The 26365-nt window shown below is 38.6% G+C and carries 30 protein-coding genes, 1 pseudogene and 2 riboswitches; of the genes and pseudogenes, 4 read left to right on the top strand and 27 right to left on the bottom strand.

All coding sequences use genetic code 11. The features are described from left to right. Positions 1-32: 32 nt before the first annotated feature. Positions 33-620 (top strand): annotated as a pseudogene (locus AB3I34_RS08640) (IS30 family transposase); the annotation flags it as partial. Positions 621-781: 161 nt separating this feature from the next. On the opposite strand, the gene AB3I34_RS08645 reads toward AB3I34_RS08640, so the two are convergent. The 18 genes from AB3I34_RS08645 to AB3I34_RS08730 all read right to left on the bottom strand — a co-directional run bounded on the left by AB3I34_RS08645 (position 782) and on the right by AB3I34_RS08730 (position 14141). After that, on the bottom strand, positions 782-1267 hold the full coding sequence (locus AB3I34_RS08645) for an immunity protein YezG family protein (RefSeq protein WP_010712768.1): 486 nt from the start codon (positions 1265-1267) through the stop codon (positions 782-784). 16 nt (positions 1268-1283) lie between these two features. Continuing rightward, complete coding sequence (locus AB3I34_RS08650; protein ID WP_085444108.1) at positions 1284-2954, bottom strand: DNA/RNA non-specific endonuclease; 1671 nt, start codon at positions 2952-2954, stop codon at positions 1284-1286. Continuing rightward, on the bottom strand, positions 2948-3310 hold the full coding sequence (locus tag AB3I34_RS08655) for a hypothetical protein (RefSeq protein WP_010712770.1): 363 nt from the start codon (positions 3308-3310) through the stop codon (positions 2948-2950). The genes AB3I34_RS08650 and AB3I34_RS08655 overlap by 7 nt, the downstream gene beginning before the upstream one ends. 2 nt (positions 3311-3312) lie before the next feature. After that, complete coding sequence (locus AB3I34_RS08660; RefSeq protein ID WP_010712771.1) at positions 3313-3588, bottom strand: TIGR04197 family type VII secretion effector; 276 nt, start codon at positions 3586-3588, stop codon at positions 3313-3315. 216 nt (positions 3589-3804) lie between these two features. Beyond that, complete coding sequence (gene fetB / locus AB3I34_RS08665; protein ID WP_002356377.1) at positions 3805-4563, bottom strand: iron export ABC transporter permease subunit FetB; 759 nt, start codon at positions 4561-4563, stop codon at positions 3805-3807. Beyond that, positions 4547-5209, bottom strand: coding sequence for an ATP-binding cassette domain-containing protein (locus tag AB3I34_RS08670; protein WP_002395630.1), 663 nt, complete (start codon positions 5207-5209; stop codon positions 4547-4549). Before AB3I34_RS08670 ends, fetB begins: the two co-directional genes overlap by 17 nt. A 14-nt stretch (positions 5210-5223) precedes the next feature. After that, positions 5224-6096 (bottom strand): 16S rRNA (cytidine(1402)-2'-O)-methyltransferase, encoded by an 873-nt coding sequence (rsmI, locus tag AB3I34_RS08675; protein ID WP_002356373.1) that lies wholly within the window; start codon positions 6094-6096, stop codon positions 5224-5226. A 112-nt stretch (positions 6097-6208) separates the two neighbouring features. Beyond that, positions 6209-6556 (bottom strand): DNA replication initiation control protein YabA, encoded by a 348-nt coding sequence (locus tag AB3I34_RS08680; RefSeq protein WP_002356372.1) that lies wholly within the window; start codon positions 6554-6556, stop codon positions 6209-6211. Next, a complete protein-coding gene (locus AB3I34_RS08685) occupies positions 6549-7388 on the bottom strand; it encodes a stage 0 sporulation family protein (RefSeq protein WP_002356371.1) in 840 nt (279 codons plus the stop codon). Before AB3I34_RS08685 ends, AB3I34_RS08680 begins: the two co-directional genes overlap by 8 nt. 116 nt (positions 7389-7504) lie before the next feature. After that, positions 7505-8455, bottom strand: a complete 951-nt coding sequence (holB, locus tag AB3I34_RS08690) for a DNA polymerase III subunit delta' (RefSeq protein ID WP_002384059.1) — start codon at positions 8453-8455, stop codon at positions 7505-7507. A 1-nt stretch (position 8456) separates the two neighbouring features. Then, the gene (locus AB3I34_RS08695; RefSeq protein WP_002356367.1) at positions 8457-8786 is read right to left on the bottom strand and encodes a cyclic-di-AMP receptor; all 330 of its coding nucleotides are present in this window, start codon (positions 8784-8786) and stop codon (positions 8457-8459) included. A 19-nt stretch (positions 8787-8805) separates the two neighbouring features. Next, positions 8806-9444, bottom strand: coding sequence for a dTMP kinase (tmk, locus tag AB3I34_RS08700; protein WP_002356366.1), 639 nt, complete (start codon positions 9442-9444; stop codon positions 8806-8808). A gap of 208 nt (positions 9445-9652) precedes the next feature. Then, on the bottom strand, positions 9653-10249 hold the full coding sequence (gene recR, locus AB3I34_RS08705; RefSeq protein WP_002356363.1) for a recombination mediator RecR: 597 nt from the start codon (positions 10247-10249) through the stop codon (positions 9653-9655). A gap of 312 nt (positions 10250-10561) precedes the next feature. Next, the gene (locus AB3I34_RS08710; RefSeq protein WP_228759704.1) at positions 10562-10852 is read right to left on the bottom strand and encodes a hypothetical protein; all 291 of its coding nucleotides are present in this window, start codon (positions 10850-10852) and stop codon (positions 10562-10564) included. 31 nt (positions 10853-10883) lie between these two features. Next, positions 10884-11567: a thiaminase II gene (gene tenA / locus AB3I34_RS08715; protein WP_010712772.1), complete on the bottom strand. Its 684-nt coding sequence runs from the start codon at positions 11565-11567 to the stop codon at positions 10884-10886. Positions 11568-11578: 11 nt separating this feature from the next. Next, on the bottom strand, positions 11579-12232 hold the full coding sequence (locus tag AB3I34_RS08720; RefSeq protein ID WP_010712773.1) for a CbiQ family ECF transporter T component: 654 nt from the start codon (positions 12230-12232) through the stop codon (positions 11579-11581). Further along, a complete protein-coding gene (locus tag AB3I34_RS08725) occupies positions 12223-13581 on the bottom strand; it encodes an ABC transporter ATP-binding protein (protein ID WP_010712774.1) in 1359 nt (452 codons plus the stop codon). Before AB3I34_RS08725 ends, AB3I34_RS08720 begins: the two co-directional genes overlap by 10 nt. Beyond that, positions 13578-14141, bottom strand: coding sequence for an ECF transporter S component (locus AB3I34_RS08730; protein WP_002359429.1), 564 nt, complete (start codon positions 14139-14141; stop codon positions 13578-13580). The genes AB3I34_RS08725 and AB3I34_RS08730 overlap by 4 nt, the downstream gene beginning before the upstream one ends. Positions 14142-14245: 104 nt before the next feature. Further along, a riboswitch (TPP riboswitch) is annotated at positions 14246-14336 on the bottom strand. A gap of 178 nt (positions 14337-14514) precedes the next feature. Here AB3I34_RS08730 and AB3I34_RS08735 point away from each other — a divergent pair. Next, positions 14515-15300: a TraX family protein gene (locus tag AB3I34_RS08735; RefSeq protein WP_002356353.1), complete on the top strand. Its 786-nt coding sequence runs from the start codon at positions 14515-14517 to the stop codon at positions 15298-15300. 163 nt (positions 15301-15463) lie between these two features. Further along, complete coding sequence (locus tag AB3I34_RS08740; protein WP_010712775.1) at positions 15464-16825, top strand: MFS transporter; 1362 nt, start codon at positions 15464-15466, stop codon at positions 16823-16825. A gap of 49 nt (positions 16826-16874) precedes the next feature. On the opposite strand, the gene AB3I34_RS08745 is transcribed toward AB3I34_RS08740, so the two are convergent. After that, a complete protein-coding gene (locus tag AB3I34_RS08745) occupies positions 16875-18065 on the bottom strand; it encodes an MFS transporter (RefSeq protein ID WP_010712776.1) in 1191 nt (396 codons plus the stop codon). Between the two features lie 144 nt (positions 18066-18209). On the opposite strand from AB3I34_RS08745, the gene AB3I34_RS08750 reads away from it, so the two are divergent. Beyond that, entirely contained in the window at positions 18210-18566 is a 357-nt protein-coding gene (locus AB3I34_RS08750) for a helix-turn-helix domain-containing protein (protein WP_002356348.1), read from the top strand. A 92-nt stretch (positions 18567-18658) separates the two neighbouring features. On the opposite strand, the gene thiD is transcribed toward AB3I34_RS08750, so the two are convergent. The 8 genes from thiD to galE form a co-directional block, all read right to left on the bottom strand. Next, complete coding sequence (gene thiD, locus AB3I34_RS08755) at positions 18659-19489, bottom strand: bifunctional hydroxymethylpyrimidine kinase/phosphomethylpyrimidine kinase (protein WP_010712777.1); 831 nt, start codon at positions 19487-19489, stop codon at positions 18659-18661. Next, the gene (gene thiE / locus AB3I34_RS08760) at positions 19486-20121 is read right to left on the bottom strand and encodes a thiamine phosphate synthase (protein ID WP_002368794.1); all 636 of its coding nucleotides are present in this window, start codon (positions 20119-20121) and stop codon (positions 19486-19488) included. The genes thiD and thiE overlap by 4 nt, the downstream gene beginning before the upstream one ends. Continuing rightward, entirely contained in the window at positions 20118-20936 is an 819-nt protein-coding gene (locus AB3I34_RS08765; protein ID WP_085444109.1) for a hydroxyethylthiazole kinase, read from the bottom strand. Before AB3I34_RS08765 ends, thiE begins: the two co-directional genes overlap by 4 nt. Next, complete coding sequence (thiW, locus tag AB3I34_RS08770) at positions 20920-21408, bottom strand: energy coupling factor transporter S component ThiW (RefSeq protein ID WP_002376474.1); 489 nt, start codon at positions 21406-21408, stop codon at positions 20920-20922. Before thiW ends, AB3I34_RS08765 begins: the two co-directional genes overlap by 17 nt. Positions 21409-21548: 140 nt before the next feature. Beyond that, positions 21549-21637: riboswitch (TPP riboswitch) on the bottom strand. Positions 21638-21783: 146 nt separating this feature from the next. Then, complete coding sequence (locus tag AB3I34_RS08775) at positions 21784-22098, bottom strand: YbaB/EbfC family nucleoid-associated protein (RefSeq protein WP_002384048.1); 315 nt, start codon at positions 22096-22098, stop codon at positions 21784-21786. Between the two features lie 20 nt (positions 22099-22118). Then, positions 22119-23879 carry a DNA polymerase III subunit gamma/tau gene (dnaX, locus tag AB3I34_RS08780; protein ID WP_010712779.1) on the bottom strand — a complete coding sequence of 587 codons (1761 nt, stop codon included), beginning with the start codon at positions 23877-23879 and terminating at the stop codon, positions 22119-22121. Between the two features lie 71 nt (positions 23880-23950). Continuing rightward, on the bottom strand, positions 23951-25201 hold the full coding sequence (locus AB3I34_RS08785; protein ID WP_025189421.1) for a UDP-glucose--hexose-1-phosphate uridylyltransferase: 1251 nt from the start codon (positions 25199-25201) through the stop codon (positions 23951-23953). Next, the gene (gene galE, locus AB3I34_RS08790) at positions 25182-26174 is read right to left on the bottom strand and encodes a UDP-glucose 4-epimerase GalE (protein WP_002388439.1); all 993 of its coding nucleotides are present in this window, start codon (positions 26172-26174) and stop codon (positions 25182-25184) included. Before galE ends, AB3I34_RS08785 begins: the two co-directional genes overlap by 20 nt. Positions 26175-26365: the final 191 nt, after the last annotated feature.

Here is a 26365-nt window from a genome sequence, read left to right on the forward strand (position 1 = left end):
GACTAACACGAGCATTTGGGGGAATTTTATCTATGAATTTATATACACATCTTACTACACAAAAGCGAGAGATAATATTTTTATATCATAGTTTTGGTTTTTCTTTCAGAAAAATAGGTCGGTTAATCAAATGGTCGCCCTCAACAGTTACGAGGGAAATTAAACGACATTCCGCAAAAATAAAACCGTATTCTCCTTCTTTAGCGCAGAAAACTTATCAAAAAAACAAACAAAAATGTGGTAGAAAACGTGTCTTGGATACTTCTCCGCTTAAAGAAACGGTTTGTAAACTTTTCCTAGAAGATCAATGGTCTCCTGAACAAATAGCGAATAGAATTAAAATGGAAAAACATACAACGATTAGCTACAATACTATTTACCATTCCATTTATCGTGGTTTGTTTAATAAAGGATTCACTAAAGACAGTCGTGGTATTCGTAGAAAACTTAGACGAAAAGGAAAAACTAGAAGCAAACGATTAGAGGAAGGCCGTGGAAAATTCAATGATACTCCTACAATACATGAGTATCCACTTGAAGCTGAGAATAGAAAGAACTTAGATCATTGGGAAGCCAACACAGTTATTGGTGCAAAAGGAAGAGCCTGTTTCGTTACATTAGATTAAAAATAATAAAATTTAACATTTTATAAAACTACGAAATAAGTACTAAAAAATATCATTTTACATCAAAAAACTCTCTTTTAGTTTGACTGAAAGAGAGTTTTTTATTCGATTAAATAAAAAAATATTTTAAATATCGAAATAGAAAAAATGAAATTCTATTCAAATCCAAATTCCAATGGTGGATTTTCTACCTCTTTTTTTACTTCCTCATACCAAGCCATGAAAATATCTGAACTATGAAGATCATCAGTGTTAGAATACTGTAAATCATATTTATATTCCATTTTTAAATGTTCACTTTTTATATCATATACTAACTTAAATTGGGTAGGAACAGGTTTATCATATTCTTCAAATACTCTTTCTAGCTTCTGCAAACATTCTAATCCTGCATCTAAAGTGGCTAATTGTTCATCATCAGATACATCATATTTTTTTTCATTGTTTTCAAGAGCATCGTTTACTTTACTCATAAAAACAATTTTATTGTTAATTTGATAAAATACATTAAAAGAAAGTACTCCTTCTTCAATCGAAGCATATAAATAAATTTTATCAGCTCTTCCTTCAATGTACTGAAAGGCACTATCAACCATATCAACTTGTAAATCTGTTATTTTATCTTCGAATATTTTAGTCATATATATTCTCCTAAAATTAATTTGTATTTTTTATAATTTCATTGGTCCAATTACCATCAATTTTGTAATCAATTTTATATGTTGATGGTCTGAAAGAATTTCCTTCATAATTAATTTTCACTTTTACAAATACTTCTTTTCCTTCCTGGAGCGCCTTCTTCCAGATTCGTTCTAATCGTCCATATTCTTTCAAATTTACGTTTTTAGCTTGCGACAATAGATTGTTTAATTCTGGAGAACCGCCAAACATATCTGCAAAAATATGTCCCGCATGGTCATCAGGTTGTTTATCTGGTGTATTCGGATTGTGTCGTTTTCTACCTTGATGTGTCTTGAGTTTCAAGTTAGCATCTGCATTTGAAACCCTTCCCAACTCATCTGTCTTATACCCACAATCATGTTCCCCTGATTTGTATTCATTATTCGGTTTCAAATCTTTATGCTGCTGTCCATAATTCCGTGCAAAGCTATAGCTCACCGAAGAAGTCGCCACACCCATTTTCCGAATAGCGTCTGTGACAGTAATGGCTCCTGCGCCCATAGTTGTGGCACCCGCCACCATTCCTGCTTGGCTGACACCAACAGCTGCCAGCGTTCCGCCAGAGAAATACGTGCCTACCAAGTCCAAACCAGTAATCCCTAAGCCAGTTAAAGTTGTCACTACGCCTGTTGCCAGTTGCAACAATGAGTCATTCAATGATTCCCATTGTTTTTTGTCTAGTTCTTTGTTGGCTTGCTCGGTCAATTCCTTGTCATTCTTGCCATTTTTCAGGATAATCACGCCATTACCTGCACCAAAATTAACCGGCATCACTCGTAAAATGTTGCCTTTATCATCAAACAATAACAGCTGATTCAGTTCTTGAATGGCTTTGTCCCATTGCTTCACAGGAACGTTTTTTAACGCTTCCTGCATAATCTCTTGATAATATTTCTGGGCTTCTACAGGCAAGTTTAACTCAACCATACCTTTGGTTAACGCAATTTGTTTCTGTTCATCAGTGACACTTTGTTTTTTCACGGAAGTAAACCAAGAATGATCAAAACCAACTGGTAATGTATACTTTCCTGTGGCTGAATCCACTTTGGTACCATTAAGTATTTGAATGGATTGTGTCACGATTTTCAATTGTTGTAAACTATTTTCAAAAAGCAAAGCGGTTTGATGGTCAAATTGTTTGAGTCCATTTAGCTTTTGTTCGGCTTCTCTCAACTTGTCCAGTAAGGCAACTTTGGCATTATGGAGACGTTGTGTGTCCATATGAATGGCGTGAAGAAGCGGTTTCGCCAGTTCGCCAATCAAAGAAGATTCCAATTGTCTCGCCATGTCAATTTGATAATCAATGGTTCGAAGCTGACGTTGTAGCGAACGAATCAATTCTTGTTGCAGTTCTGAATCAATCAGCGACCAGCGTTCCACCGCCATTTCAGCATGACGATATCTTGCTAAATCCTGTTCTAACGATTGAATGGCTTGATCAGCTCGTTTGATTGTGGGAATAATGACTTGTTCAAAAAGTCCTTTACCAGCGGTATACGCAGCTCCTGAAAGTTGTTTGCCATCCACTGACTGAACCAAATGTTGACTGCCTTGATTTAACTTTATGGTCAATTCCCGTGCTTGTTGAATTGTGGTTTTCATACTTGAAACCAGCGCTTGCGAATCTGCTCGAACATATCTTACCATGGCATTTGCCCTCGCTCTCTGAACAACGCTTCACGGTCATCAGCTAATTTCAGTTTTAATGAGCGATAGTGTTGAACAAGTGTCTGTTGCTGACTCTGACAGGAATTTCTAACATCACGAGTAACCGCTTGCAAAAAATCGCTCATTTTCTGAGCGTCTTCATCACCTAATGAATGTAGTTGTTGAAAAATATCCGTGTACTTAGCTTCTTCTCTTTTTAATTCTTGAACCGTGCGCTCTAATTGTTCCATTTGCTGACGTTCTTCACGGCGTAACGTCTCTTCCTGTTCTTCCACTTGGGCAATTTTTCTTGTGATTGTGGCGTGGAGTTCATCGTTTCTCTCTTTTTCACTCATATCTATTTGTCACCTCCAAACTGCTTTGCAGATTGTTGGTCACGATAAGTAATTTTTTCAGCAATTTGGGGGAATTTCTCGGCTTGTTTCCAGACACAATTGGCTAAATCTGTTAAGTTTGTTAAAGCTTGAGCATTTACTTGTTTGCCTTTGGTCATTCCTGAAACTGTACTTCCTGAAAAGGTCACCTTTGGGGCTTCTAAATGTTCGTTGATACCAGTCAACTTTGAGACAGCACTTTGGGCTGAACTCGTACTTGAAACAATCTTTCCTTTCATAATGGTTCTCCTTTATTAAATTTATTTCACTTGAAATTTAAGCTACTTTCATTTTACTAAACTTTGGTAATGAAAGAAACAAAAAGAGAATAATTATGACCTTTTTACGATAAAGTGTTGCACTTAATTTGACAATTGGAGATTGAAACTTCTTTATTTCAACCAGAAAAAGCTGAAAATCCGTGAAGTTATAAACACAGATTTCCAGCTTTTTAATTAAACGACCAATTGTTTTTGTTGATTATAGTAGCCTTTATAGGCAAGATAAGTTGCAATCACTGAACCAATACTTGTTGCTGATAGCAACATAAAAGTCACCATAATCTGATATTTTATCGCATGGACAGGATCAACGCCCGCAAAAATCAAGCCTGACATCATCCCAGGCAAACTAACAATTCCGACAGTTTTGGCAGAATCAATCGTCGGTGCCATTCCGGTTTTCACACTTTGTTGGATAATTGGTAAAGAGGCGAGTTTGATAGTTGCACCTAATGCCAGCTTCTCCATTACCGCTTGCCGTTGGTTTTGAAAAAGAGTATCTAAATTGCGATAGCATAAACCAATTGCCACCATCGAATTGCTGGCAATCATCCCACTGATAGGAATGATTTGAGAAGGAATAAATTTAATAGAACCAGAAAAAATCAAAATACCAATGGTAATTCCTGTACTACAACCAATCGCAATGAAAGAAATCAAAAAGCCCTTTTGTAATTGCTGGCTGCGTTTTTTTGCATTAAAGGCTGCGTTGGAAACAATCACCAAAACCATGATGAGCGTTAAAATCAGGTTATTGACTTGAAAAACATATTTTAATAAATAGCCGACTGCGACTAATTGAATGACTGCTCGAATCACACTAATAATAATATCTTTGGTAAAACCTAATTTTTCTTTAGTACTAATAATTAATGCGACCACCACTAGCATGGCTGAAAAAAATAAGGACAAATTATTAACTGCTAAATCCATCTGTCGGCGCCACCTTTCCTGCTACAATACGAATCACTTGCTGTGCTTGCTGAATTTCTTCGGTATCATGCGTGACACGAATCAGCGTGACTCCCTGCTCTTTGTTTAATTGGTTTAACAATTGATTGACAATTTGTTTGCTTTCTTCATCTAATCCCGTTGTAACTTCGTCTAATAATAAAACATCTGGTACAAAAATAATGTTCCGGAGCAAAGCAACCCGTTGTCGCTCACCACCAGAGAGTTCGGCTGTTTTCTTTTCAAGATAAGCAGCGGGCAATTTCACTTGTTGGAGCAATGCCACGACTTTTTCCTGATTAAACGCTTCTTGTCTGACGGTAAATGGAAATAACAAATTATCATACACGGTTTCACCAAATAAAGTTGGCTGCTGAAAACAATAAGAAACCTTTTGGCGGTATGTTTCGATTGGCATTGTAGTAATTGGCGCTTCTTGATAAAAAATTTCGCCTTCTGTAGGACTTAATAATGAAGATAAAATTTTTAAAAATGTACTTTTCCCGCTACCTGAAGGACCAACAATTGTTGTATTGCTACCTGTTTCAAATGACAAATCAATATCAGAAAGAATGCTACGACCATTTACTTGATAAGACACGCCTTCTGCTCGCAATAAATTACTCATGTTTCTCTCCTTTTTTAAATGGAATGATATTCTTTATATACTTCTTGTTTTTTTACATTTCTCAATTTGGCCACTTCTTTGATTGCCTCTTTTGAACTCCGTCCCTCTTCCTCCATTAAAACTTGTACATGTTCCTTGAGGGAAATAGCCGGCATTGCTGCTATTGTCTCTTTCTCACCAGTAAATCCGCTAACTAATAAACAACACTCGCCTTTTAGCGTATTTTCTGCTAAATATTCTGTTAGTTCTCCTAAGGTACCTCGTAAATACTCTTCGTGAAGTTTCGTTAATTCCCGACAAATCACAGCAGGGCGTTCTTGACCATAGACTTCAGCAAACGTTGCTACCGTTTTAGCAATCCGATAGGGGGACTCATAAAAAATCTGTGTCGGCCGTTCTTCTTTTAATGCTGATAACACGTCTTTCTGTTCTTTTTTCTTTCTTGGTAAAAAACCATAAAACGTAAATGGCTGTGGTAAAAGACCCGAGGCAATCAAGGCGGTCATTCCTGCCGTAGGTCCTGGCAAGGCAATCACTGCCAGTTCTTCTTCAAGACATGCTGTAACCAATTCATGGCCAGGATCACTAATTGAAGGCATACCTGCATCGCTAACTTGGGCAATCGTTTCACCACTCAGCAATCGTGTAATCAGTTGAGGAATTCGCTCTTTGTAATTATGTTCGTGTAAACTAATTTGTGGTGTTGTAATCTCAAAATGATTTAGCAATTTTTGTGTGTTTCTTGTGTCCTCACTAGCAATCACCGTTGCTTCTTTCAATATGTTTAAACAACGAATACTCATATCTTCTAAATTGCCGATCGGTGTTGGGACAAGATACAATTTTCCTTTTGTTGTTTGCTTATCAAAACTTTTCTGTTTTTGCATAGCGCATCCCTCATTTTCCTTTTTCATTCTATAAATAGATAAAGGTTTGATTTGACAATCGATTGACTGTCAAACCAAACCTTTCCTTTTTATTTGCAGTGTTCCACTAGACTTAACGCGTACGTTCCCCATAAATAACATCAAGACAAAAGGCACATTCTTCATCATTTTCACGTCTTGAACCATATAAAATATTGCAGACATGGAAGCCCTCTTCATAAAGTTTTTCCAAATTCATACGTGATTTTGATAGCTCTTGTTTTTCAGTTTCAGTTGTATTTCCTGCTAACTTATTCAGTTCTTGGAGATGCTCCCGTAAGCGTTGGTTTTCGATTTCCAACGTGGTATTTTTTTCTACCAACTCATGGAGTGCTGCTTTAATTTCTCTTAATTGTGTCACGGAACTGTCTAAATCAGTTTCCAACGAATTTAATCCATCATAGAGCGAACGTTTATCCATTTTGATCACCTTTTTCAGCAGCAACTTTCGCAGTAGCTTCTTTGATTTCTTCGTAATCATAATCCGCTGCGATTTCACGACCATGCAGACGAACTTTGACAATCCGACTTAATAGATTCAACCCGACGACTTTGCCTTTGCCATCTGGTGTTATTACTTCTTTTCCATAATCTGGTAATTCTTTTTTAGCGGCTTCATATTCGTCGTTTTCATATTTCAAACAACACATTAAGCGGCCACATAATCCCGAAATTTTGACAGGATTTAAAGATAACCCTTGATCTTTAGCCATTTTGATTGAAACTGGCATAAAATCTCCTAGAAATGTTGAGCAACATAGTTGTCTGCCACAAGGGCCAATGCCACCTAATATTTTCGCTTCATCTCGGACACCAATTTGACGTAACTCAATTCGCGTCCGGAAAATAGCCGCTAAGTCTTTGACTAATTCACGAAAATCAATTCGCCCATCTGCCGTAAAGTAAAAAATCATTTTGCTACGATCGAAGGTATATTCTACTCGCACTAATTTCATTTTTAAGTCATGAGCTCGAATTTTTTCATTGGCAATGCTTTTGGCAGCTTCTGCATCAGCCAAATTTTTTTGTTCTTTTTCTAAATCATTGGCTGTTGCTTTATTTAAAATGGGTTTTAGGTCCTCTGGTAAATCGTCTGAATCGACTGTTTTTTTAGGAATAGCAACAGTAGCTAATTGTTTTGACTGTTGAGATTCAACGAGTACTTTCTCATTATAAATATACTCAGATTTTCCAGGAGCAAAATAATAGATATGACCGGCTTCACGGAAGCGAACTCCTACTACTTCTACCATTTTATTCCTCCTAATCTAGTTCAAGTGAACGTCGCTTCAATCGGTTAAGGAACTTGCTGAAACAACTAAGTTCCTACTATATTATGAAACTGAATGCCACTTGGCACTTTTTTACTTTATGATTTAGGGTGAATCATTTGGATAACTAATTGTTCACAAACATTTTGCCAACTAACATTGGCAGTCCATTTTTGGCGTGCTTTCAAAATTAGCGCCAACCGTTCCGCCTGCTCTTCCGTTACTTTTTTGGCTTGCTGTGTCGCAACACTTTCTTCCAATAATTGACGGTAATAAACCATGAGCAAGTCAAAGCTAAGCGCTTGTTGTTCTTTTTCCTTAAATACTTTGACCATTTTCTTCTGAACGTAGATAAATGCCTGTAAATCATTACTTTTTAGATAATTAAACCATTGCAAAATGATTTCCCTAGCTTCATTAAACCATTCATCTTGAGAGATTTCAACTGCTTTCTCAAAACTATTTGTCAGCTCAGCTAAAAGGGTTGCAGTCTTTTCACCAATCCCCTGTTTGATTAAGCGATCAATTAATGTTTTTTTGACTAATGGTTGAAAATGTAAGGTTTGGCATCGTGATTGAATCGTTGGTAAAATTCGAGAAAGCGAAGTGGTTTCTAAAATAGCTAAAATTTGTCCTTCTGGTTCTTCTAAAAATTTTAAGAGACTATTGGCTGCGCCGGTACTCATTTTATCTGCTTCTTGAATTAAGAAAACTTTTTTAGCAGTCTCGACCCCACTTTTAGAAAACTCCGCTTTTAATTCACGGATTTGGTTCACTTTGATGGTTTGCCCATCTGGCGCAATTCTTAAAACATCTGGATGTTCATTTTCATTAATCCGCACACAATTATGGCATTCGTTACAAGGCTGTTGATTTACTAAATTCGTACAAAAGACATGTTTCGCCATCCATAAGCCAAATTCTTGTTTTCCAGTTCCTGTATCTCCTTCAAAAAGATAAGCATGGGCAAGACGACCATGCTCAAAACTTTTTTGGAGTTGCTTGTACAGCAAAGGTTGCATTTGCTGTAGCTGTTGTGCTTCATTCATCTTAATATTGATGGAATCCTTCAACTGGTAAGACGAAGCAAGTAGCGCCGCCTACTTCAACTTCCACAGGATAAGGAATTTGGCCATCCATTGTGATATCTAAAGTCACAGGTGTTGAAACATATTGTTTTCTTGATTGACATGTTTCTTTAATTAAAGCTAATGTTTCGTCGACACGTTCATCATCAATCCCAATAATAAATGTGCTGTTTCCCGCTTTTAAGAATCCACCTGTTGAGGATAATTTTGTAGCACGAATATTGGCATCAATAAATTCGTTGGCTAATCGGTTACTATCTTTGTCTTGTACAATGGCTAAAATAATCTTCATGGTCTACACCTTCCTATAATTAAAAGTTTTCTGGATAACGTTCAATAATCGCCTGATACGTTGCTTCTACGACAAGTTCTAAACTCATCCGTGCATCAATCTTTTTGATACGTTGTGGATTTTCTTCTGCTAATTTCAAATATTCATGACGAACACGTTGATGAAATTCTAATCCTTCTGAATCTAAGCGATCAATTTGCTGTGTTCGATTTTCTTGAATCCGCCGTAAGCCAGTATCTGAGTCAACGTCTAAATAAATTGTAAAATCTGGTGAGACACCTTCTGTCGCAAACGCATTAATTGAAGCAATGGGGGCAATCCCAATTCTACGCCCAGCGCCTTGGTAGGCTAATGAGCTGTCAACAAAACGATCACATAGGACTAAATGACCCGCTTCCAAAGCTGGCAAGATTTTTTCCACTAAATGTTGACGACGAGCAGCTGCGTAAAGTAAAGCTTCTGTTCGCTCATCCATTCTGTCATTTCTTGGATCTAAAATAACTGTTCGAATCTTTTCGGCAATCGGTATGCCGCCTGGTTCTCTTGTGGTGACAATTTTTCGTTTTGACTCTTTAGCTAATCTTTCAGAAACTTCCTTCAAAACACTGGTTTTGCCAGCGCCATCTGGACCTTCAAATGTGATAAAAATACCCTGCACGTGCGAAAACTCCAATCAATTTTTACTTGTATCTATTATACTTCATCTTGCTCTATCAGTCTAATTGAAATCCTTATGTCCTATTTAAAGTGATGCATCCGCTGAAAAAAAGAAACTGAAAAAGAAGTACGGAAAAGCTTGAACTGCGACATTTTCTCACAGAAACGACCTACTTCGATTTCAACTTCTTTTTCCAACGATGTTTCTTTTAAATTTCTCGACGTCCTTCGACTGCTTTTAGCAAGGTTATTTCGTCTGCATATTCAATATCGCTGCCGACAGACAAGCCGTGTGCCAAACGAGTAACGGTGATTCCAGCTGGTTTAATGAGCCGTGATAAATACATCGCCGTCGCTTCTCCTTCAGTGGTAGCGTTGGTTGCTATAATAACCTCTTTCACTTCATCATCGTGCAATCGTTTGATCAAAGAGGCAATATTAATATCTTCTGGTCCTGTTCCTTCCATCGGTGAAAGCACCCCGTGGAGCACGTGATACAAGCCTTGATATTCACGCATTTTTTCCATTGCCATAACGTCTTTTGGTTCTTCCACTACTAAAATAATACTACGGTCACGATTTTTATCTTGGCAAATTTCACAAGGATCTTCTTCAGTAATATTTCCGCAAATACTACAGAAATGGAGATCTCTCTTGACACTAATTAGCGCTTTTGCAAAAGCATTAGCGTCTTCTTCTTTCATATCAATTGTATAAAAAGCAAGCCGTGTCGCTGTTTTTTGACCAATTCCTGGTAATTTCATATAACTTTCAATCAATTTTGCAATCGGTTCTGGATAATTCATGAGGCTTCTACAGTCCTTTCTTAGCAAGGCGTTTCTGTTATTACTGAGCGAGTTACAACAGATTTTGCGTCACTGAATATCTTATCACGCCCTGTCAAAAAAGCAATATTTAACCGCTATTTAAAGAATCAAAAAAAACTTCCACTTTGTTGTGACAAAATGGAAGTTTTTTTTATTTTGCTCAAATTAAAAATCGCAATAGATAACGTACTAGTAATAATGGTAATACACCTTTCAAGAAAAAAAGAACTAATTCTCTTAGCTGAAATTCTGTACCTTGATACCGAATTCTACCTTTCAATCTGGTAATATTCAAATCATACAATCGTTCCTGAAATTTTTTTCACCACAGATTGGACAAATAAATTTGTACAAGCTTTTTTGTGTATTCAACGTCTCTTTGCGGATATGAATACTCCACTTGATTTTTTCCTTTGTTTCCACAGTACTTAACTCATATTTTTCACCACAAGCCGTGCAACAAAACCTATGCGTTGTGCGTACCTCATTTGCTTCTTTACGCAGTTTCCGTAAGATCAAAATCCCTTGATAAACAAAATTTCCAATGCCAACAATAAACAATAGTATACCAACACTTTTCATAAATTTATCCTCCTATTTTGATAAATTTATTTTACCACATGTTCATCTCTTCTTTTTGTATCCAGGTTTCGTGTGTATAGGCCATTTCCCAAAAAGCGTATTCCATCTCACTGCTGATAACAAAAGCGGTGATCATAGCTGCTTGTTCTTGTGGTGAACTTTCTTCATATAATTGGTCTAACAGTTGGCGTTCCTCTTGGACGTGTTGGTACGCTTCCTCCCCAGCATAGGTTTCGATCCAACGTTGGTACAGTGGCTCTGGTGAGTGTTGTTTGACTAACTGTGCACCAATTTCTTGATAGAGCCAAGAACAAGGCAACATACTTGCTGCGGCCGTCTTAGGCGTTCCTTCAATAAGTTGGCGATACATATGAGAAACATAGTGATAAGCGGTTGGTGCAATCGGTGTCGCTGCAACTTCTTCTTCCGTAATCGCTAGTTCTTCAAAAAAAGTTTCACGAATAGCTAATTCGCCCAACGCGAGATTTTCCGCATTTGTTAAGAGTAATTTTTTCAATCGAGGTTGTTGCGTTTGTGCCGCAATCAAGCGATAAAGTTGACTAAAGTGTTTTAAATAGTAATGATCTTGAATTAAATAGTAGCGAAAAATCGTTGGACTCAAGGTTCCTTCATGTAACTCTGTGATAAAAGGATGCTGAAAACTTCCTTGCCAAGAAGCTTGCGCTTGTTCTTTGGCATGTTCTGTAAATGTCATAGGTTTCTCCTTTACGTTAGAAAAATAAACAAATTGGTAAAAATGATGATCAAAATAGCAAGCCCAAGACTGACTTTTGCTGACACAAAATGCTCTTTTCGACTTCTGGCGGCTCCTTCTTCATAGCCATGGGCAGACATTGCTTCAGTATATTTATCTCGCCAAGAAACAGCGACGAGCAGTGTTTTAACATAAAGCATCGGTGACCAAAAATGAAACGTTTTGCCACGGAGTAGGCTTGCTTCTTTTAAATCATTAATTTCTCTTTTCACTTCAGGTAAGGCGTGAACCACCACTAAAATTCCATAAACAAAGTTCGGTGCTAGCCCCTTTTGTTCCAATAACAACAATAATTCTTCAAAATCAACGCCTACAGCAAAAGCTAGTCCTAAACCGGCAAAGGCATACGTTCGACTAAACAAAAGCCAGGCTTGTTGACTACTCGTACCATGCAAATAAATAGACCAAAACGTCCCGATTGCTGGTAAAAGTGGCAAGAAAAATAACCAAAGCAGTAAGCGGGATTTTCGCTGGCCTATTAAAAAAATGACACAACCCATAAAAACCGCCAAATTTGCCAAAATTGACTGAGAAAAAGATAATTCAAAGGTCAAAATAAGAATCAAAGAAGCATAAATTGCTGCATTTGTTTGCTTTATTTGCATGTGGTTTCCTCCTGCCAGATAATCAGTTGTTGCTGCAGCAATTCTATTCGGTAATTACTCACGCCAGAGAGAGGTTCTAGCCGATGCGTGACGATTAGAAAATCTTGTTGCGCACTTTTTTCTTTGATCCATTCAACAAAATAATTGCATGCTCGCTCATCTAATCCAGCAAAAGGTTCATCTAAAAGTAAACAGTCCAAATCTAAGCTCAGCAAACTAATTAATTGCACCATCTTTTTTTGCCCTTCACTTAGTTGAAAAACACTGTGCTCTAGTTTTTCTTTTAAACCTAAAAAAGTTAAGGCTTCCTCTTGTTTTCTTCTTTTTTCTGCTGTCATGTTCTGACCAAACAAAAGCTCTTCTCGTAAAGTCAACGTGACAAACTGACGATTGGCTTGTTGCACCGCTAATGTCATGTGTTGATACAATTTTTTTGAAGCCCGCAAGCGGCGGCCCGCCAAGAACATTTTCCCTTGATATTTTTGTCTCTGAACGATGGCTTTTAATAAGGTGGATTTCCCCGCCCCATTTGGCCCCGTCAACGTGGTAATTCCTTTAAAAAAAAGCGCTTCTTTTTCTTCAAGTAGCACTCGTTTTCCCTGAGATAAACGAAAATTTTTCAATTGGAGCATTGGTTGTTTTACCGCAGAATTTGTAAGCTGAAATGTCTGCGGTTTTGTTTTGATAAACGTCAATGGTTGCTTTTCAAACTGGCCGTTTTTCAACGTGACGACTTGGTCCACAACATCAGCGTAATCGCTGAAATCGTGGTCGCACACCAAAATCGTTTTGCCTGCTTGATGGAGTCTTGCTAAAATTTGAATAAATTGTTTTCGAGAGGTTGGATCAATACTTGCAAAAGGTTCATCTAATAAAAGAATATCTGGGTTCATTGCTAGCAGAACTGTCAACGCCGCTTTTTGTTTTTCACCACCAGATAACGTCGCTAATTCTCGTGTGAATAAGGTTTGAGTCTGAACAAGTTGAAGCGCTGTTTGGATTTTTCGGTTCATTTCTTCAGGCGGGATTCCTAGATTTTCTAAAGCAAAAATCAGTTCTCGTTCCAAGGTTTTCATTGTAAATTGTTGACTGGGGTTTTGAAACAGCATGCCAATTTTTTGCGCCTTTTCACGAGTTGATAATTGTCGGCGTTCCATTCCTTCAATCAAAATTTCTCCTTGGTAGTCAAGCGGAGCAAATCCGGCAATCAATCGTAAGAGCGTTGATTTTCCACTACCACTATCGCCAATTAATAAGGAAAACGTTCCTTGAGGAATTGCTAAATTTGTCTTTTCAAACAAGGGTTGTTCTCGTGAAAAGGACACAGCTTTTAATTGGATACTATTCATTTTGCCTTCACAGCTAACCCTTGCGCAGACTGATACATTCGTAAAATAACTTTCGTTAAGAAAATACCAAAGAAACAAATAGAAACGAACCGAACGCTAATTAAAGCAATGTTCATCCCCAGACCGTAATTGCCATAACCAAACTTAAAGTATTCATACACATAACTAAAAATAGTCGTCCCAATCGCACTATAAAATAACGTTAGTGTATCGTACCGTTTGTAGCGTGTCACAAAAAAGCCACTTTCACTACCTAGACCTTGAATCACACCAGAAATTAATACACTAGGTCCGAAATACGAACCATAAAGCATTTCTGCCAAAGCGGCTAAAACTTCCGCCAAAACAGCACTTCCCGCTCGTGGAATCAGCATCGCTGCAATTGGTGCCACCATGGTCCACATTCCAAATAAAAGCTCATTGGCAAATGGACTCAGTCCTAATGGTAACAGCGCAGCATTCAATAACGCATAGAGGAACCCTGCCCCCATAAAAACACCGCCAAACAAAAAGGCTAAAAAAGCGAGTAAGACGACTTGTTGCAATGACCATTTTTTCAATAAAAAAACTCCTTTCTCTTAACAAAAAGCAAAAGGAGTGACTTAAATAAACCCTGATAAAAGAAAACACACTCATCCTAGGACAGAATGAGTGCGTGAAAAATCAAAGTAAATCGGCATTTCCCTGCGACAGTACTAACTGCATCAGGTTCAATGGGTATCATCTCAGCCATAACAGCACCCCAAATGTTTTTTATTAAAATGTACTTTTACTATAGCATAGAATAATTATAAAAACTAGTCTTGACACTTTTTTCTTTCATCAAAAGCTGAAGAAATCAAACAATTTTGTAAGATAACTGTTAGGCAAATAAATGGTTGGTTTTTCTGGACTTTGTTATATTGTTCTTTATGAAAGAGAGGCGTTTATACTATGGGTAAAACATTAACTGGCTTTCATTTGAAAGTCATTGGGGTTATTTCAATGGTCTTTGACCATCTATTGCAATTTTTTAGTTTTTTAGGCGTGCCTGGTTGGTTCGGATGGATTGGACGAATTGCTGCACCTATTTTCTTATTTGAAAGTTCTGAAGGCTTCATTCACACAAGCAATCGGCGAAAATACATGTTCCGGTTATTGTTAGGCTTCTGGATTATGGGGATTCTGAACGGCATTTTAAATGCGTATTTTTCAACAGGTGGCTTAATTATCAATAATATTTTCGGGACGTTATTTTTAGGTACGGTCTACATGCAGTCTATGGACTATTTTAAACAAAAACAAATTGGTAAAGGGCTTCTTTGGTTTATTGTGCCTTTATTAATCAGTGCTCTACCTCTCGTTGTTTTTAGTTCTCCAGACATATTAAGCAACCCTGCTATCTTAATTGGTTTCCAAATTTTCAATCTGATTGTGCCATCACTAATGATGACAGAAGGTGGGTTTTTATTTGTTCTCTTGGCTGTGGCTTTTTATTTATTCCATGGCAAAAAGTGGTTACAAATTTCAGCGATTGGCGTTGTTGCGTTGATTTCAGCAGCCAGCTATAATTTCCAAGAACTATTCGGGGTGAACCACCAATGGATGATGATTTTAGCAGCGATTCCAATTGTTCTTTATAATGGTGAAAAAGGCCGTGGCATGCGGAATTTCTTTTATATTTTCTATCCAGCTCACATTGCTATTTTTGCAATTATTAGTTTCTTCATGCAACGTTAATTATTTTCTGCTTGACGATTGCCTAAAAACTGTTTACAATGCAACATGTAAACAAATCGTACAGATAACACGCAAGTTGCGTGTCGAGAGAGAGGCGGTTTCTATTCTTATAGAAACTGCTTCTATTTTTTTACGAAAAAATGAAAACTATAGAGGTGATTAAATGGAACAAAAAAACGTACGATTATTCCCTGCCGTTTTAGCGACAGGAATTATGTCTTTTGCTGGCGTATTAATTGAAACAGCAATGAATGTAACCTTTCCGACATTAACAAAGGAATTTGGTGTTTCTACCGGTACCGTGCAGTGGGTGACAACGATTTATTTATTAGTTATTTCTATCATGGTGCCCTTATCCAATTATTTATTAAAAACCTATTCGTTAAGACGCTTATTTATTGTTGCGAATCTTTTCTTTTTGATTGGTTTAGCGATTGATGTCTATTCGCCATCTTTCAGTATCTTGTTATTAGGCCGACTCTTCCAAGGGGCTAGCACTGGGATTGCTTTGCCACTGATGTTTCATATTATTTTGAACTTTACTCCGCTAGAAAAACGAGGAACGATGATGGGGGTAGGCACATTGACCACTTCAATTGCTCCAGCCATTGGTCCAACGTATGGTGGAATCTTAACATCTTCCCTATCTTGGCACGCCATCTTTTTATTCTTAATTCCTGTTTTACTACTTTCTTTGTTTATGGGATTATCTGCTATTCCAGAAATACCTGTTAAAAAAACCACCACTCTTGATTTGGTTAGTTTAATTGGTATTGCCCTGTTATTTAGTGGTTTGTTGATATTTTTAAGTAAAATTGGCACATTGTTTGGCTGGCTTTCACTTCTGGCAGCCGTTATTGGCTTTGTTATTTTTTATAAACGAGCAACGACGGCTGAACAGCCACTAGTTCGTTTGACAATTTTAAAAAATCCCGCCTTTGTTTTATTTTTATGTGGCTTTTTAGTTTGTCAATTCTTATTGTTAGGTATTTCCTTTGTCTTACCAAACTTTGTTCAAATCGTCCTTGGAAAAAATGCGTTTGTAGCTGGGCTAGTCATGCTGCCAGGTGCTACAGTCGGGGCCATTTTGGCACCACTTTCTGGACGAGTGTTGGATCAATACGGCGCTAAAAAACCTATATTATTTGGCTTAAGTTTGGCGACAATCGGTTGGCTAGCTTTAACAATTTTACTAGAGATGCCTGTTTTATTAGGATTCGTCGCTGGACATGTTACCTATATGATTGGTCTAGGTTTTGCATACAGTAATATGATGACGACTGGTATGAGCTTGTTAGAGGAGAAAGATTTTGGCGACGGCAATACGTTATTTAATACACTTCAACAATTTTCTGGCGCTATTGCGACGGCCATCGTAGCGACGATTATTAATATCGCTCAAGACCACGCAGATAATTTTGCTCAGGGGACAACGATGGGCTCCCTCATTTCTCTGATTTTCTTGTTAACCTTATTAGTAATTGTTTTAATTGCTTGCTGGAATTATTTCCGCAAAAAAGCTTAAAAAAAGCAGCTGGTCCGTTCCGTAGTGACCAGCTGCTTTTTTTAGTTTTCTAAAGATAGTTGTTTTTTTGTTCTTCTTGCTTCCGAATATAAAGTACGAACAAGACAGCAATTAGCACGATAAAGCCACCAAAAATCGGTGTATATGTTACTGATAAATGATCTGTGACCACCCCACCTGTCATTGAGCCGACGGTAATCCCAATATTAAAGGCTGCAATATTAAAAGCTGAGGCCAAAGTGATATCTTCTGGAACATACTTTTCCGCTAATTCTACAACATATAGTTGTAAACCAGGTACATTCATAAAGGCAAATAGCCCCAACATCAAACTTGCTAATAAGCCTAGAAGACTGTTATCCATTAAAACAGTAATGAATAAAAAGACTAAGGACAGAATTAATAAGCTAAACATTTTTACTAACGAATCTAAAGGTTTTTTATTTGCCCAGTGACCACCTACTGTATTGCCAATTGCGACCATTATGCCATAAACAACTAAAATAATCACTACCGCATTGGCTGAAAAGCCTAAATTTTCCAATAACGGTGACAAGTACGTATATGCAGCAAACGTTCCACCATAACCAAAAGCAGTAATTAGAAAAGAGAAAACGAGGGGTTTGTTCGTAAAAATCCGCGTGATTCCTTTTAAGTCAACCTTCCCTGGTATCGGTAAATTTTTGGGAACTAAAAAATAACTAGCAATCAGTCCCACCAAGCCAATACTGGCTATAAAAAGAAAGGACATATGCCAAGCTGTTTGTTGCCCAATAAACGTCCCTAAAGGTACGCCAGTCACTGTTGCAACCGTTAAGCCCGTAAACATAATAGCAATGGCACTGGCTCGACGTGACGGCGGCACAACATCTGCGGCGATGACAGTCGAAACAGACATGAAAATGCCATGCGCCAATGCAGAAAGTATCCGCCCTACCAATAAAATAATAAACGTTGGCGCAAACGCAGCAATTAAATTCCCACTAATGAAAAGAAGCATAATCCCCAGCATTAATGAGCGACGATTCCATTTTCCTGTCAAAATTGTTAATAACGGCGCCCCAATCGTCACACCTAAAGCGTATAAAGAAACAGTCAAACCTGCTTGGGAAAGACTAATATGAAAACTTTTAACAATCATTGGTAATAAACCCACACTAATAAATTCTGTTGAACCGATTGCGAAAGCATTGATAGCTAATGCAAAGAGCGTTAAATTTGGTGAAATTTTCTTTTCCATTCTCTTCCTCCTAAAAAACATTTGAATTTCAACAAAAATTACTATATACTAAGATTGAAATTTTGATAAGTACCTACTTTTTTGTATCATAGGTACCTTTTAGTAACTTTTGTTTATTATCAACCTATTAAGGAGGAATGTTTTTTGGAAACTCGTACATATGCGATTGGTGTCGAAGCAACGATGGATGTTATTGGCGGCAAATGGAAACCAATTATTCTGTGTAATTTACGGCACGGTGCCATGCGCCCCAGCGATTTAAAACGCGGCATTACTGGCATTAGTCAAAAAATGCTGACACAACAATTACGGGAACTCGAAGAAGACAACATTATCGAGCGGAAAGTTTACAACCAAGTTCCACCAAAAGTCGAATATTATTTAAGCGATTATGGTCAAAGCCTCTCTGCTGTCTTAGATAACTTATGTAATTGGGGAGAATCCCACGTGGCTCATTTGCAAGAACAAGGCCAAGAAATTTATTTAAAATGTGAAGATTAGTGAACAAAACGTTTATAAACTATATTAAGAGGGAACTTTAAGCTATTTAAAGCCTGGGGAAAAATCTAAAATGATTTTTCCCCAGGCTCTTCTTATGCTTTAATAACTTGAATATCTTGCGTTAATTGGGCCCAATGATTAGTAGGTCCGTGGCCATGTCCAACAGAAATTGCTTGGCTAATGGCCCCTTGTATAAACTGTTTGCCAATCACAATCGCCGCTTCTAACGGCGTACCTTTTGCTAACTCGGCTGCGATACACGCTGAAAAAGTATCTCCTGTTCCATGAGTATTTTTCGTTACAATTCGTGGTGCACTTAGCCAAAAGCTCGAACCGTCTTCCATTAACACATAATCAGCCGCTTGTTGATTTGTGCTATGTCCGCCTTTCATAATAATATTTTTTGTGCCCAATTGTTGTAATTTTTTTGCTGCGGTCTGCATTTCTTGTTCTGTCTTGATGGTCGTCTCTAGTAAAACTTCCGCTTCTGGTAAATTAGGTGTCACGACCGTTGCTAATGGCAACAGTTGCTCTTTAATCGTTTGAACTGCCTCGGCTTCTAACAAATGATGTCCACCTTTAGCCACCATTACAGGATCGACAATCAACGGACCAAAATCAACTTTCTGCAAATTGCGAACAACAGCTTCGACACGCTCACTATCTGCTAACATCCCCGTTTTCGCTGCCCCAATTTTAAAATCAGCCGCCAGTGATTGAAATTGTGCATCAATAAATGAACTAGGAATCGGTAAGCTATCTTGCACGCCATACGTATTTTGTGCCGTCAATGCAATGACAATATTTAAGCCAAATGCCTGCCGTGCTTGAAATGTTTTTAAATCTGCTTGCATGCCAGCTCCCCCACCAGAATCAGAACCAGCAATCGTGACTACTTGTGGGGTCAAATTACATTCGGTCATTTTCTCGCCTCCAACATTCGCTCCGTTACACGCATCAACCCTTGAACTTTCTCGGTTATCTGTTCAGCCAGCATAATTTCACTGACCAGTGAAACACCAGCCACTCCCGTTCCCATAAGTTGTTCTATATTTTCTTCTTTGATCCCACCAATCGCCACAACAGGAATCGTGACTGCTGCAGCAATTTCAGAAAGTGTCTGCAAAGAAGTTAACGGACTGTCCTTAGTCGTTGTGGGAAAAATTGCGCCCACGCCTAAATAATCGGCGCCCTCGTTTTCCGCTTCAACTCCTCGTGCCACCGTTTTGGCTGAAACACCTACGATTTTTGTGGACCCAACCAGTTTTCGCACAAGAGCAACCGGTAATTCATCATCCCCTATATGCACACCTGCCGCATCCACTGCCAAGCAAATATCGACACGATCATTAATAATCAACGGAATCTGATACGCATCTGTTACCGCTTTAACTTTCACTGCTAATTCGTAAAAGCGCCGTGTTGACACTTCCTTTTCACGCAGTTGGACCAATGTCACTCCACTGCGACAAGCAGTTTCAATTCGTTTTAAAAATTCAGTATCACTAAAATCATACCGGCCTGTCACCAAATAAACTTTCAATTGCTCTCTCATAGCACTCGTCCTTTCACCGCCTCAAACCAATCCTTCTCCTTCATTAAAAGAGATAACTGATTTAACGTATTTTGGCGAAAATCGGCCAGCCCTTGGCTCTTAGTCTTGGCTTTTTCTCCGCAAAGATTAAAATAGCTCACTGCGGCTACTGCCGCAGTCATCGGCGCGTTGCCTTCACCTAATAAAGCGGCAACTAATGCGCCGACTAAATCGCCCGTGCCAGTGAAACAATCCAACTCAGGCACGCCATTTTGTAAGACAATCACTTGCTCTTGGTTAACCAAAACATCTTGAATCCCTGTTGCTAAAAATACCGTCTGGGGAAACTTTTGTGTTTGTTGACGTAAAGCTTGAATCAGCTCCTCAATTGCTTCTTCACTTTGATCCAAAGGGCTGCCATCCACTCCTCGGCCATGACTCACCAACTGGCAAAAAGTCCGCATTTCTGAAAGATTCCCTTTCACAACGATTGGCTGATTGTGCACCAGCTTTTCCCCGACTTCATTACGAATATCACTAGCGCCATAACCAACTAAATCGACTACGGTCGGTTTATTCACTTGCCGAGCATAATCACTAGCTGCTAACAAGCTCTGCTCTCGTTCTTGTGATAAATGGCCTAAATTCAAAACCAAGGCACTGGTTTGCTGAAACAACTGCGGAAATTCCCGGGGATCATCTGCCATAATGGGCTTAGCATCAATATAAAGTAATGCATTCGCCATAGACTCACACGTAATTTCATTCGTAATGCACTGAATTAATGGTGCCGTTGTCAGTGGAAAAATCGTTTCAAACTTAACGCTTGTTTTCATAAAAGTACCCTCCCAAAAATAATTCCTGTGTTTGTTTAAATACCCGAGTTTCTTTCAGTTTTACTAAGACAAGCCAAGCAATCACTGAACCAATCAGTGTGGCACCAATAAATCGTGGTGTATAAATGAACCAATAAAAATTCTGCTTACTGCCAGTAAACCAAACCATTACAGGATAGGACAATAACGAGCCAATGATGCCTGTACCAAAAATTTCTCCTAGCATCGACCAGCCTAATTTTTGTCCCCATTGATAAAATAAACCAGCAAAAAACGCGCCAAAGACGGCACCTGTTAACGCTAATGGCGGAATACCTAAGAATGTCATACGGATTAAGCCGCAGACAAGTGCCATGATCGTTCCGTAAAGAGGACCTAATAAAACTCCGGCAATAATGTTCATGACACTGGACATAGGGGCCATTCCCTCAATTCGCATTAACGGCGATAATACGACGTCCATCGCAATCATTAAAGCTAGTAACGTAACTCTGTGGATTCGATTTTTTTCCACGTAAAAAAACTCCTTTCTGCGAGAAGCAAAAGGAGGCGCGACTGAAAAAGACAGAAAAACCCAACCACAAATAAACGTAGTTGGGTGCAATAATAGGTCAAAATTTCAAGACATTTCCCTGCGCCAGTCCTAACTGTTTCAGGTTCCATGGGTATAATCTCAGCTAATAGCACCCCAAATGTTTCTCTTCAATTGGCTTTAGTATAGCATAGTTTTTTGGAAGCGACTACTAAAATTGCCAAAGAGTTTTCCCACAAAAATAGAAAAAACGTCATGCCCAAAAGTTCGATTTTTTGGGCATGACGTTTTTCATACTTTCGTTTGTCTTATTTTTTAGAATCCTGGCATTCCTTTGGTGTATTTACCTAAAGTTGCTTCGGTTTCTTTTTCAATTTTTACTAACGCATCGTTGACAGCCATAATGACTAAATCTTGTAACATATCAACGTCTTCAGGATCAACCACGTCTTCTTTAATGATCAAATCTTTCATTGTGCGATCACCAGTAAATGTCGCTGTCACAAGTTGATTGGTGGCTTCACCGATAAATTCTTTTTCATTTAGCGCTTCTTGCGCTTTGGCCATTTCTTTTTGCATTTTTTGTACTTGTTTCATCATGCCTTGCATGTTGCCCATTCCTCGCATCATAATTCCTCGACTCCTTCATATTAATCATCTAGTACTTCGACAAGCTCTTCACCAAACATAGCGATTGCTTCATCTACTACTGGATTTTCTTGTGAATGTTCATTTGTTACAGGCGGTTCGTCCGCTAGACGAGCCATTTCATTTTCAGGTTCAGAATGATTCAAACTGCCCTGATTTTGGTTAATAAAACTTTGTCTTAGTTTTGGCCAGCTTTCTCTAGTAATGCAGACCATCTCTGGTGTATAGTCCATCAAACGGCTTAAATTATTATTGAAAGCTAACTGCATCTCTTCATCATCTGTTGCACGAGCACAAACAATCTCATAGTCAAATGCCACCACGATGCCCTTAGGACTCGCTGCGACAGGTTCACTAGCCTTTAGCATCGCTCGTTGAGTCACAGATAATGTTTGCAGTAAGTCTTCCCAGACATTTTTCACATTCATTAAATGTGTTCTCGTCGCTTCGTTTAAGACTTGATATACCCGTTCTGTGGGTACACGGAACGAACTTTTTGGCGCTTGTGGTCGTGCTTGTTGACGTGGCGCATCTGCTTCTTTGGCAGCTACACCGTGTTTCTTTAATTCAGCCAGTTCTTTCTTCAGTTGCCCGATTTGATTTTGCAAATCTGCTAATTCTGGATTTCCCTCTGCACTACCACCTTGATTAGTTGTTTCTGGCGTGTTGTGTTTATTGGGTTGCACCGTTTTAGCCAATTTGACAGTGGCTACTTCCAGATAGATATTCGCATTGTTGGTAAAGCGGATTTCATTTTGTGTGTCACTTAAAATTTGGATTAGTTGGTAGATTTTTTCAGCAGGCGTTTGTGTAGCTAGTTCCTTAAATGCTTCTGTCAAAGTTCCTGCTTTTTCTGCTAATAACTTCGGTGCTTGCTGATACATCAGCAAATCTCGACAATATAATAACAAATCTTCTAAGAAACGGCGCGCTTCTTTGCCTTCGCCTAAAATACTTTCCAAGCCTTCTAATGCTCGTTCAACATCACCAGCGACACAACACCGAATATAATGATCCATCATTTCATAGGTTAGGCTGCCTGTCACTTGCATTGCATCTTCCAGTGTTACTTTTTCATCACTAAATGAAATCGTTTGATCCAAGATACTCAAGGCATCTCGCATCCCACCTTCCGCAGCACGCCCAATCACATAAAGGGCTTGTTCCTCATAATCGAGAGCCATTTCCTGCATGATATGGGCCATATGATCGACGATATCTTGCGTACTAATTCGCTTAAAATCAAAGCGTTGCGTCCGTGAGATAATCGTTAACGGAATCTTGTGAGGTTCAGTCGTTGCTAAGATAAAAATAACATTTTGTGGTGGTTCTTCCAAGGTTTTTAAAAGTGCATTGAACGCGCCTGTTGATAGCATATGAACTTCATCAATAATATAAACTTTGTACTCGGCTTGTGTCGGTGCATACTTTGCTTTATCACGAATATCACGGATTTCTTCCACGCCATTATTACTCGCCGCATCAATTTCAATGACATCATTTAAACGACCTTCCGTAATGGCTACACAGGTTTCACAAACATTACAAGGTTCACCATCTTGACTATGTTTACAGTTAATCGCTTTAGCGAAAATTTTTGCGGCACTGGTTTTACCTGTACCACGAGGGCCAGTAAATAAATAGGCATGAGATGTTTTCTTTTGCACTATCGCATTTTTCAGTGTCTGAGTAATTGCTTTTTGTCCTACTACGTCATCGAAACGTTGTGAACGCCAGACCCGATAAAGTGCTTGATAAGCCATTTTTTACCCTCCCTTATTTTTCATTCTTATCTATTATACGTGATTTTTAGTCATTCGGCATCTTTTTTCTTTTAACGAGTCACTGGCGCAACCATTGCTAAAAAAGCCGCTTTTCCTTCACTTGTTTCTGCAAACGCACTGGCTTCTTTTAATCGCTGTTGATACGCTGAAGCGACCGTTTCAAGTGCCTGCGTTTTCTGGTTGTTCCAAGTCGTTAAACCTTGGACTTCTGCTAACGTTAACGAAGGCTTTGCTTGAGGTCGACTAAAAATTAAGTCCATGACATATAAAAGTTCTTTTCGTCGGGCAACGATTTGTATCTCATCCGTTGGCAGTTTCAGCGTTTGCCACTGCTCAAAAATATCATTTGCGGCTTGGGCAACTTCTGACGCATTCGGTCCCTCTAGGCGAAATGTCGCAACTGGCCAATTCACCATTCCTGCGTTGATTAAAGGATAGTTAGCTAACTCAACATATTCTGAAATGCTCGCTTCGGCTAATGGAAATTGTTTCAGCCCCGTTTGATAATAGACATGCTCATTTTGTTCAAAGTCAGCATCAATCCCAGCAAAATAATGAGGAAAGACCTCAACAATTTTCAACAATTGCTGAAAAGTCTTAATTGAACGTTTCGCTGACTGATGTTTTTCAAACGCAATCACACCTTGTTGCTGATATTGTGCCTGTTTTACAAAGGAAAACCCCCAGCTTTCGCCATCTAAGTTCATTCGAATCACTCGATGGTTCGTAGTCGCAGGAAATTGCTGACTTCCCTGGTAGCCTTCTGTTGCCATGCACCATTCACAGCGGGGATAGTTTTGTGCAGAGAGCGTTGCTTTTGGCGCCTCACTGTGGACCTTATTTGCTAAAAAATCACCATAGACTGTTGAAAAAACAACAGGTTTTTCCTGTTCAATGACCGTACCGTTTTTTTGACAAAGTTGGTAAAAATACTCGGTAGCCTCTTGTGGCTCTTTAGCATAATGTTGTGCAAAAAAAGCATTAACCACAGAAGGTGGCGGTGTTAACAAATCCATCAATTGCACCATGAACTGTTCTTTTTGTTGCTCTGTTTTTACAAGTTGGTTGGCACTCGCAATTTGACACAATTGTTCCGCCAAATCAGCGGCGGGTGTTGCCACAGGCCGTATGTCTACTTCGCCTAATTCTTGTTCACCAATCATTGATAATAAACGGTTCTGAAGATATAAGCGATCCAATTCCATCCAACCACCTGCTTGAATAGCAAGTGTGGTAAAATCGGCAATCATTTGACTCGTGGTCATCGATTCATTCCTCCTATTACTTTTCTTGATATCCATGTGGATGAGCTTGATGCCATTGCCAAGCGGTAGCGATAATGTCCTTGACCTCAGTTACTTCTGGTTGCCAGCCTAAAACTCGTTTGGCTTTTTCACTAGAAGCAATTAACGTACTAGGATCCCCTGCTCGGCGTGGCGCGATTGTCGCAGGGATTTCTTGACCTGTCACTTCGCGAGCAGCATCTAACATTTCTTTAACAGAATAGCCGTTGTTGCTACCCAGGTTAAAGACGTCACTTTCGCCGCCATTTTTCAAGTATTCTAAAGCCAAAATATGTGCTGCAATCAAGTCTTCAATGTAAACATAATCTCGAATGCACGTGCCATCTGGTGTATCATAATCATCCCCAAAAATGCTTAGCTCTGCTCGTTGGCCCAATGCCACTTGTAAAATAATTGGCACAATATGCGTTTCTGGCGTGTGATCCTCACCAATTGAGGCATCTTTTTTTGCTCCTGCAACATTAAAATAACGCAAAGCAACATATTTCATTCCATAAGCGTTGTCGCACCATTTCATGATTTTTTCCATCATTAATTTACTTTCCCCATACGGGTTTTTAGGATTCGTTGGGGTTTCTTCTGTAATAGGCATTGCTTTTGGTTCGCCATAAGTGGCCGCTGTGGAAGAAAAAACAATGTGTTTCACTCCAAATTCTTGCATGACTTCCAAGGCAATTTGAGTGCCATGAACATTGTTATTGAAATACATTAACGGTTTCTCCACGGATTCTCCTACTAAAGAATTGGCCGCAAAGTGCAACACCCCTTCAATTGATTCCTTTTCAAAGACACTACGTAAAAAAGCTTTATCACGAATATCGCCTTCATAGAAAGTCGCTTGTTCATGAACTGCTGAACGATGTCCCGTTAATAAATTATCAACAACCACAACGGCATATCCTTTTGAAATTAATTGATCGACGGCATGTGAGCCGATGTAGCCTGCGCCACCTAATACTAAAATAGACATAAATACGCTCCTTTTACTCTCTAATTTCTTTTTCTATTGTACCATTAAATAAGGTTTACTTCTGAATTATTTCATTTTGTAAACAGGATTTAATTTGGCCATTTCTCCTTATTCATTTTTCCTATAAAAATACAGAAAAGACTTGGTAAATTTTAACAAATCTCTAAATTAGTCGTAGAGTTTATGAAAAA

Origin of the sequence: Enterococcus sp. C102(2024) (genome assembly GCF_040888205.1) — a bacterium.
Classification (GTDB): domain Bacteria; phylum Bacillota; class Bacilli; order Lactobacillales; family Enterococcaceae; genus Enterococcus; species Enterococcus faecalis.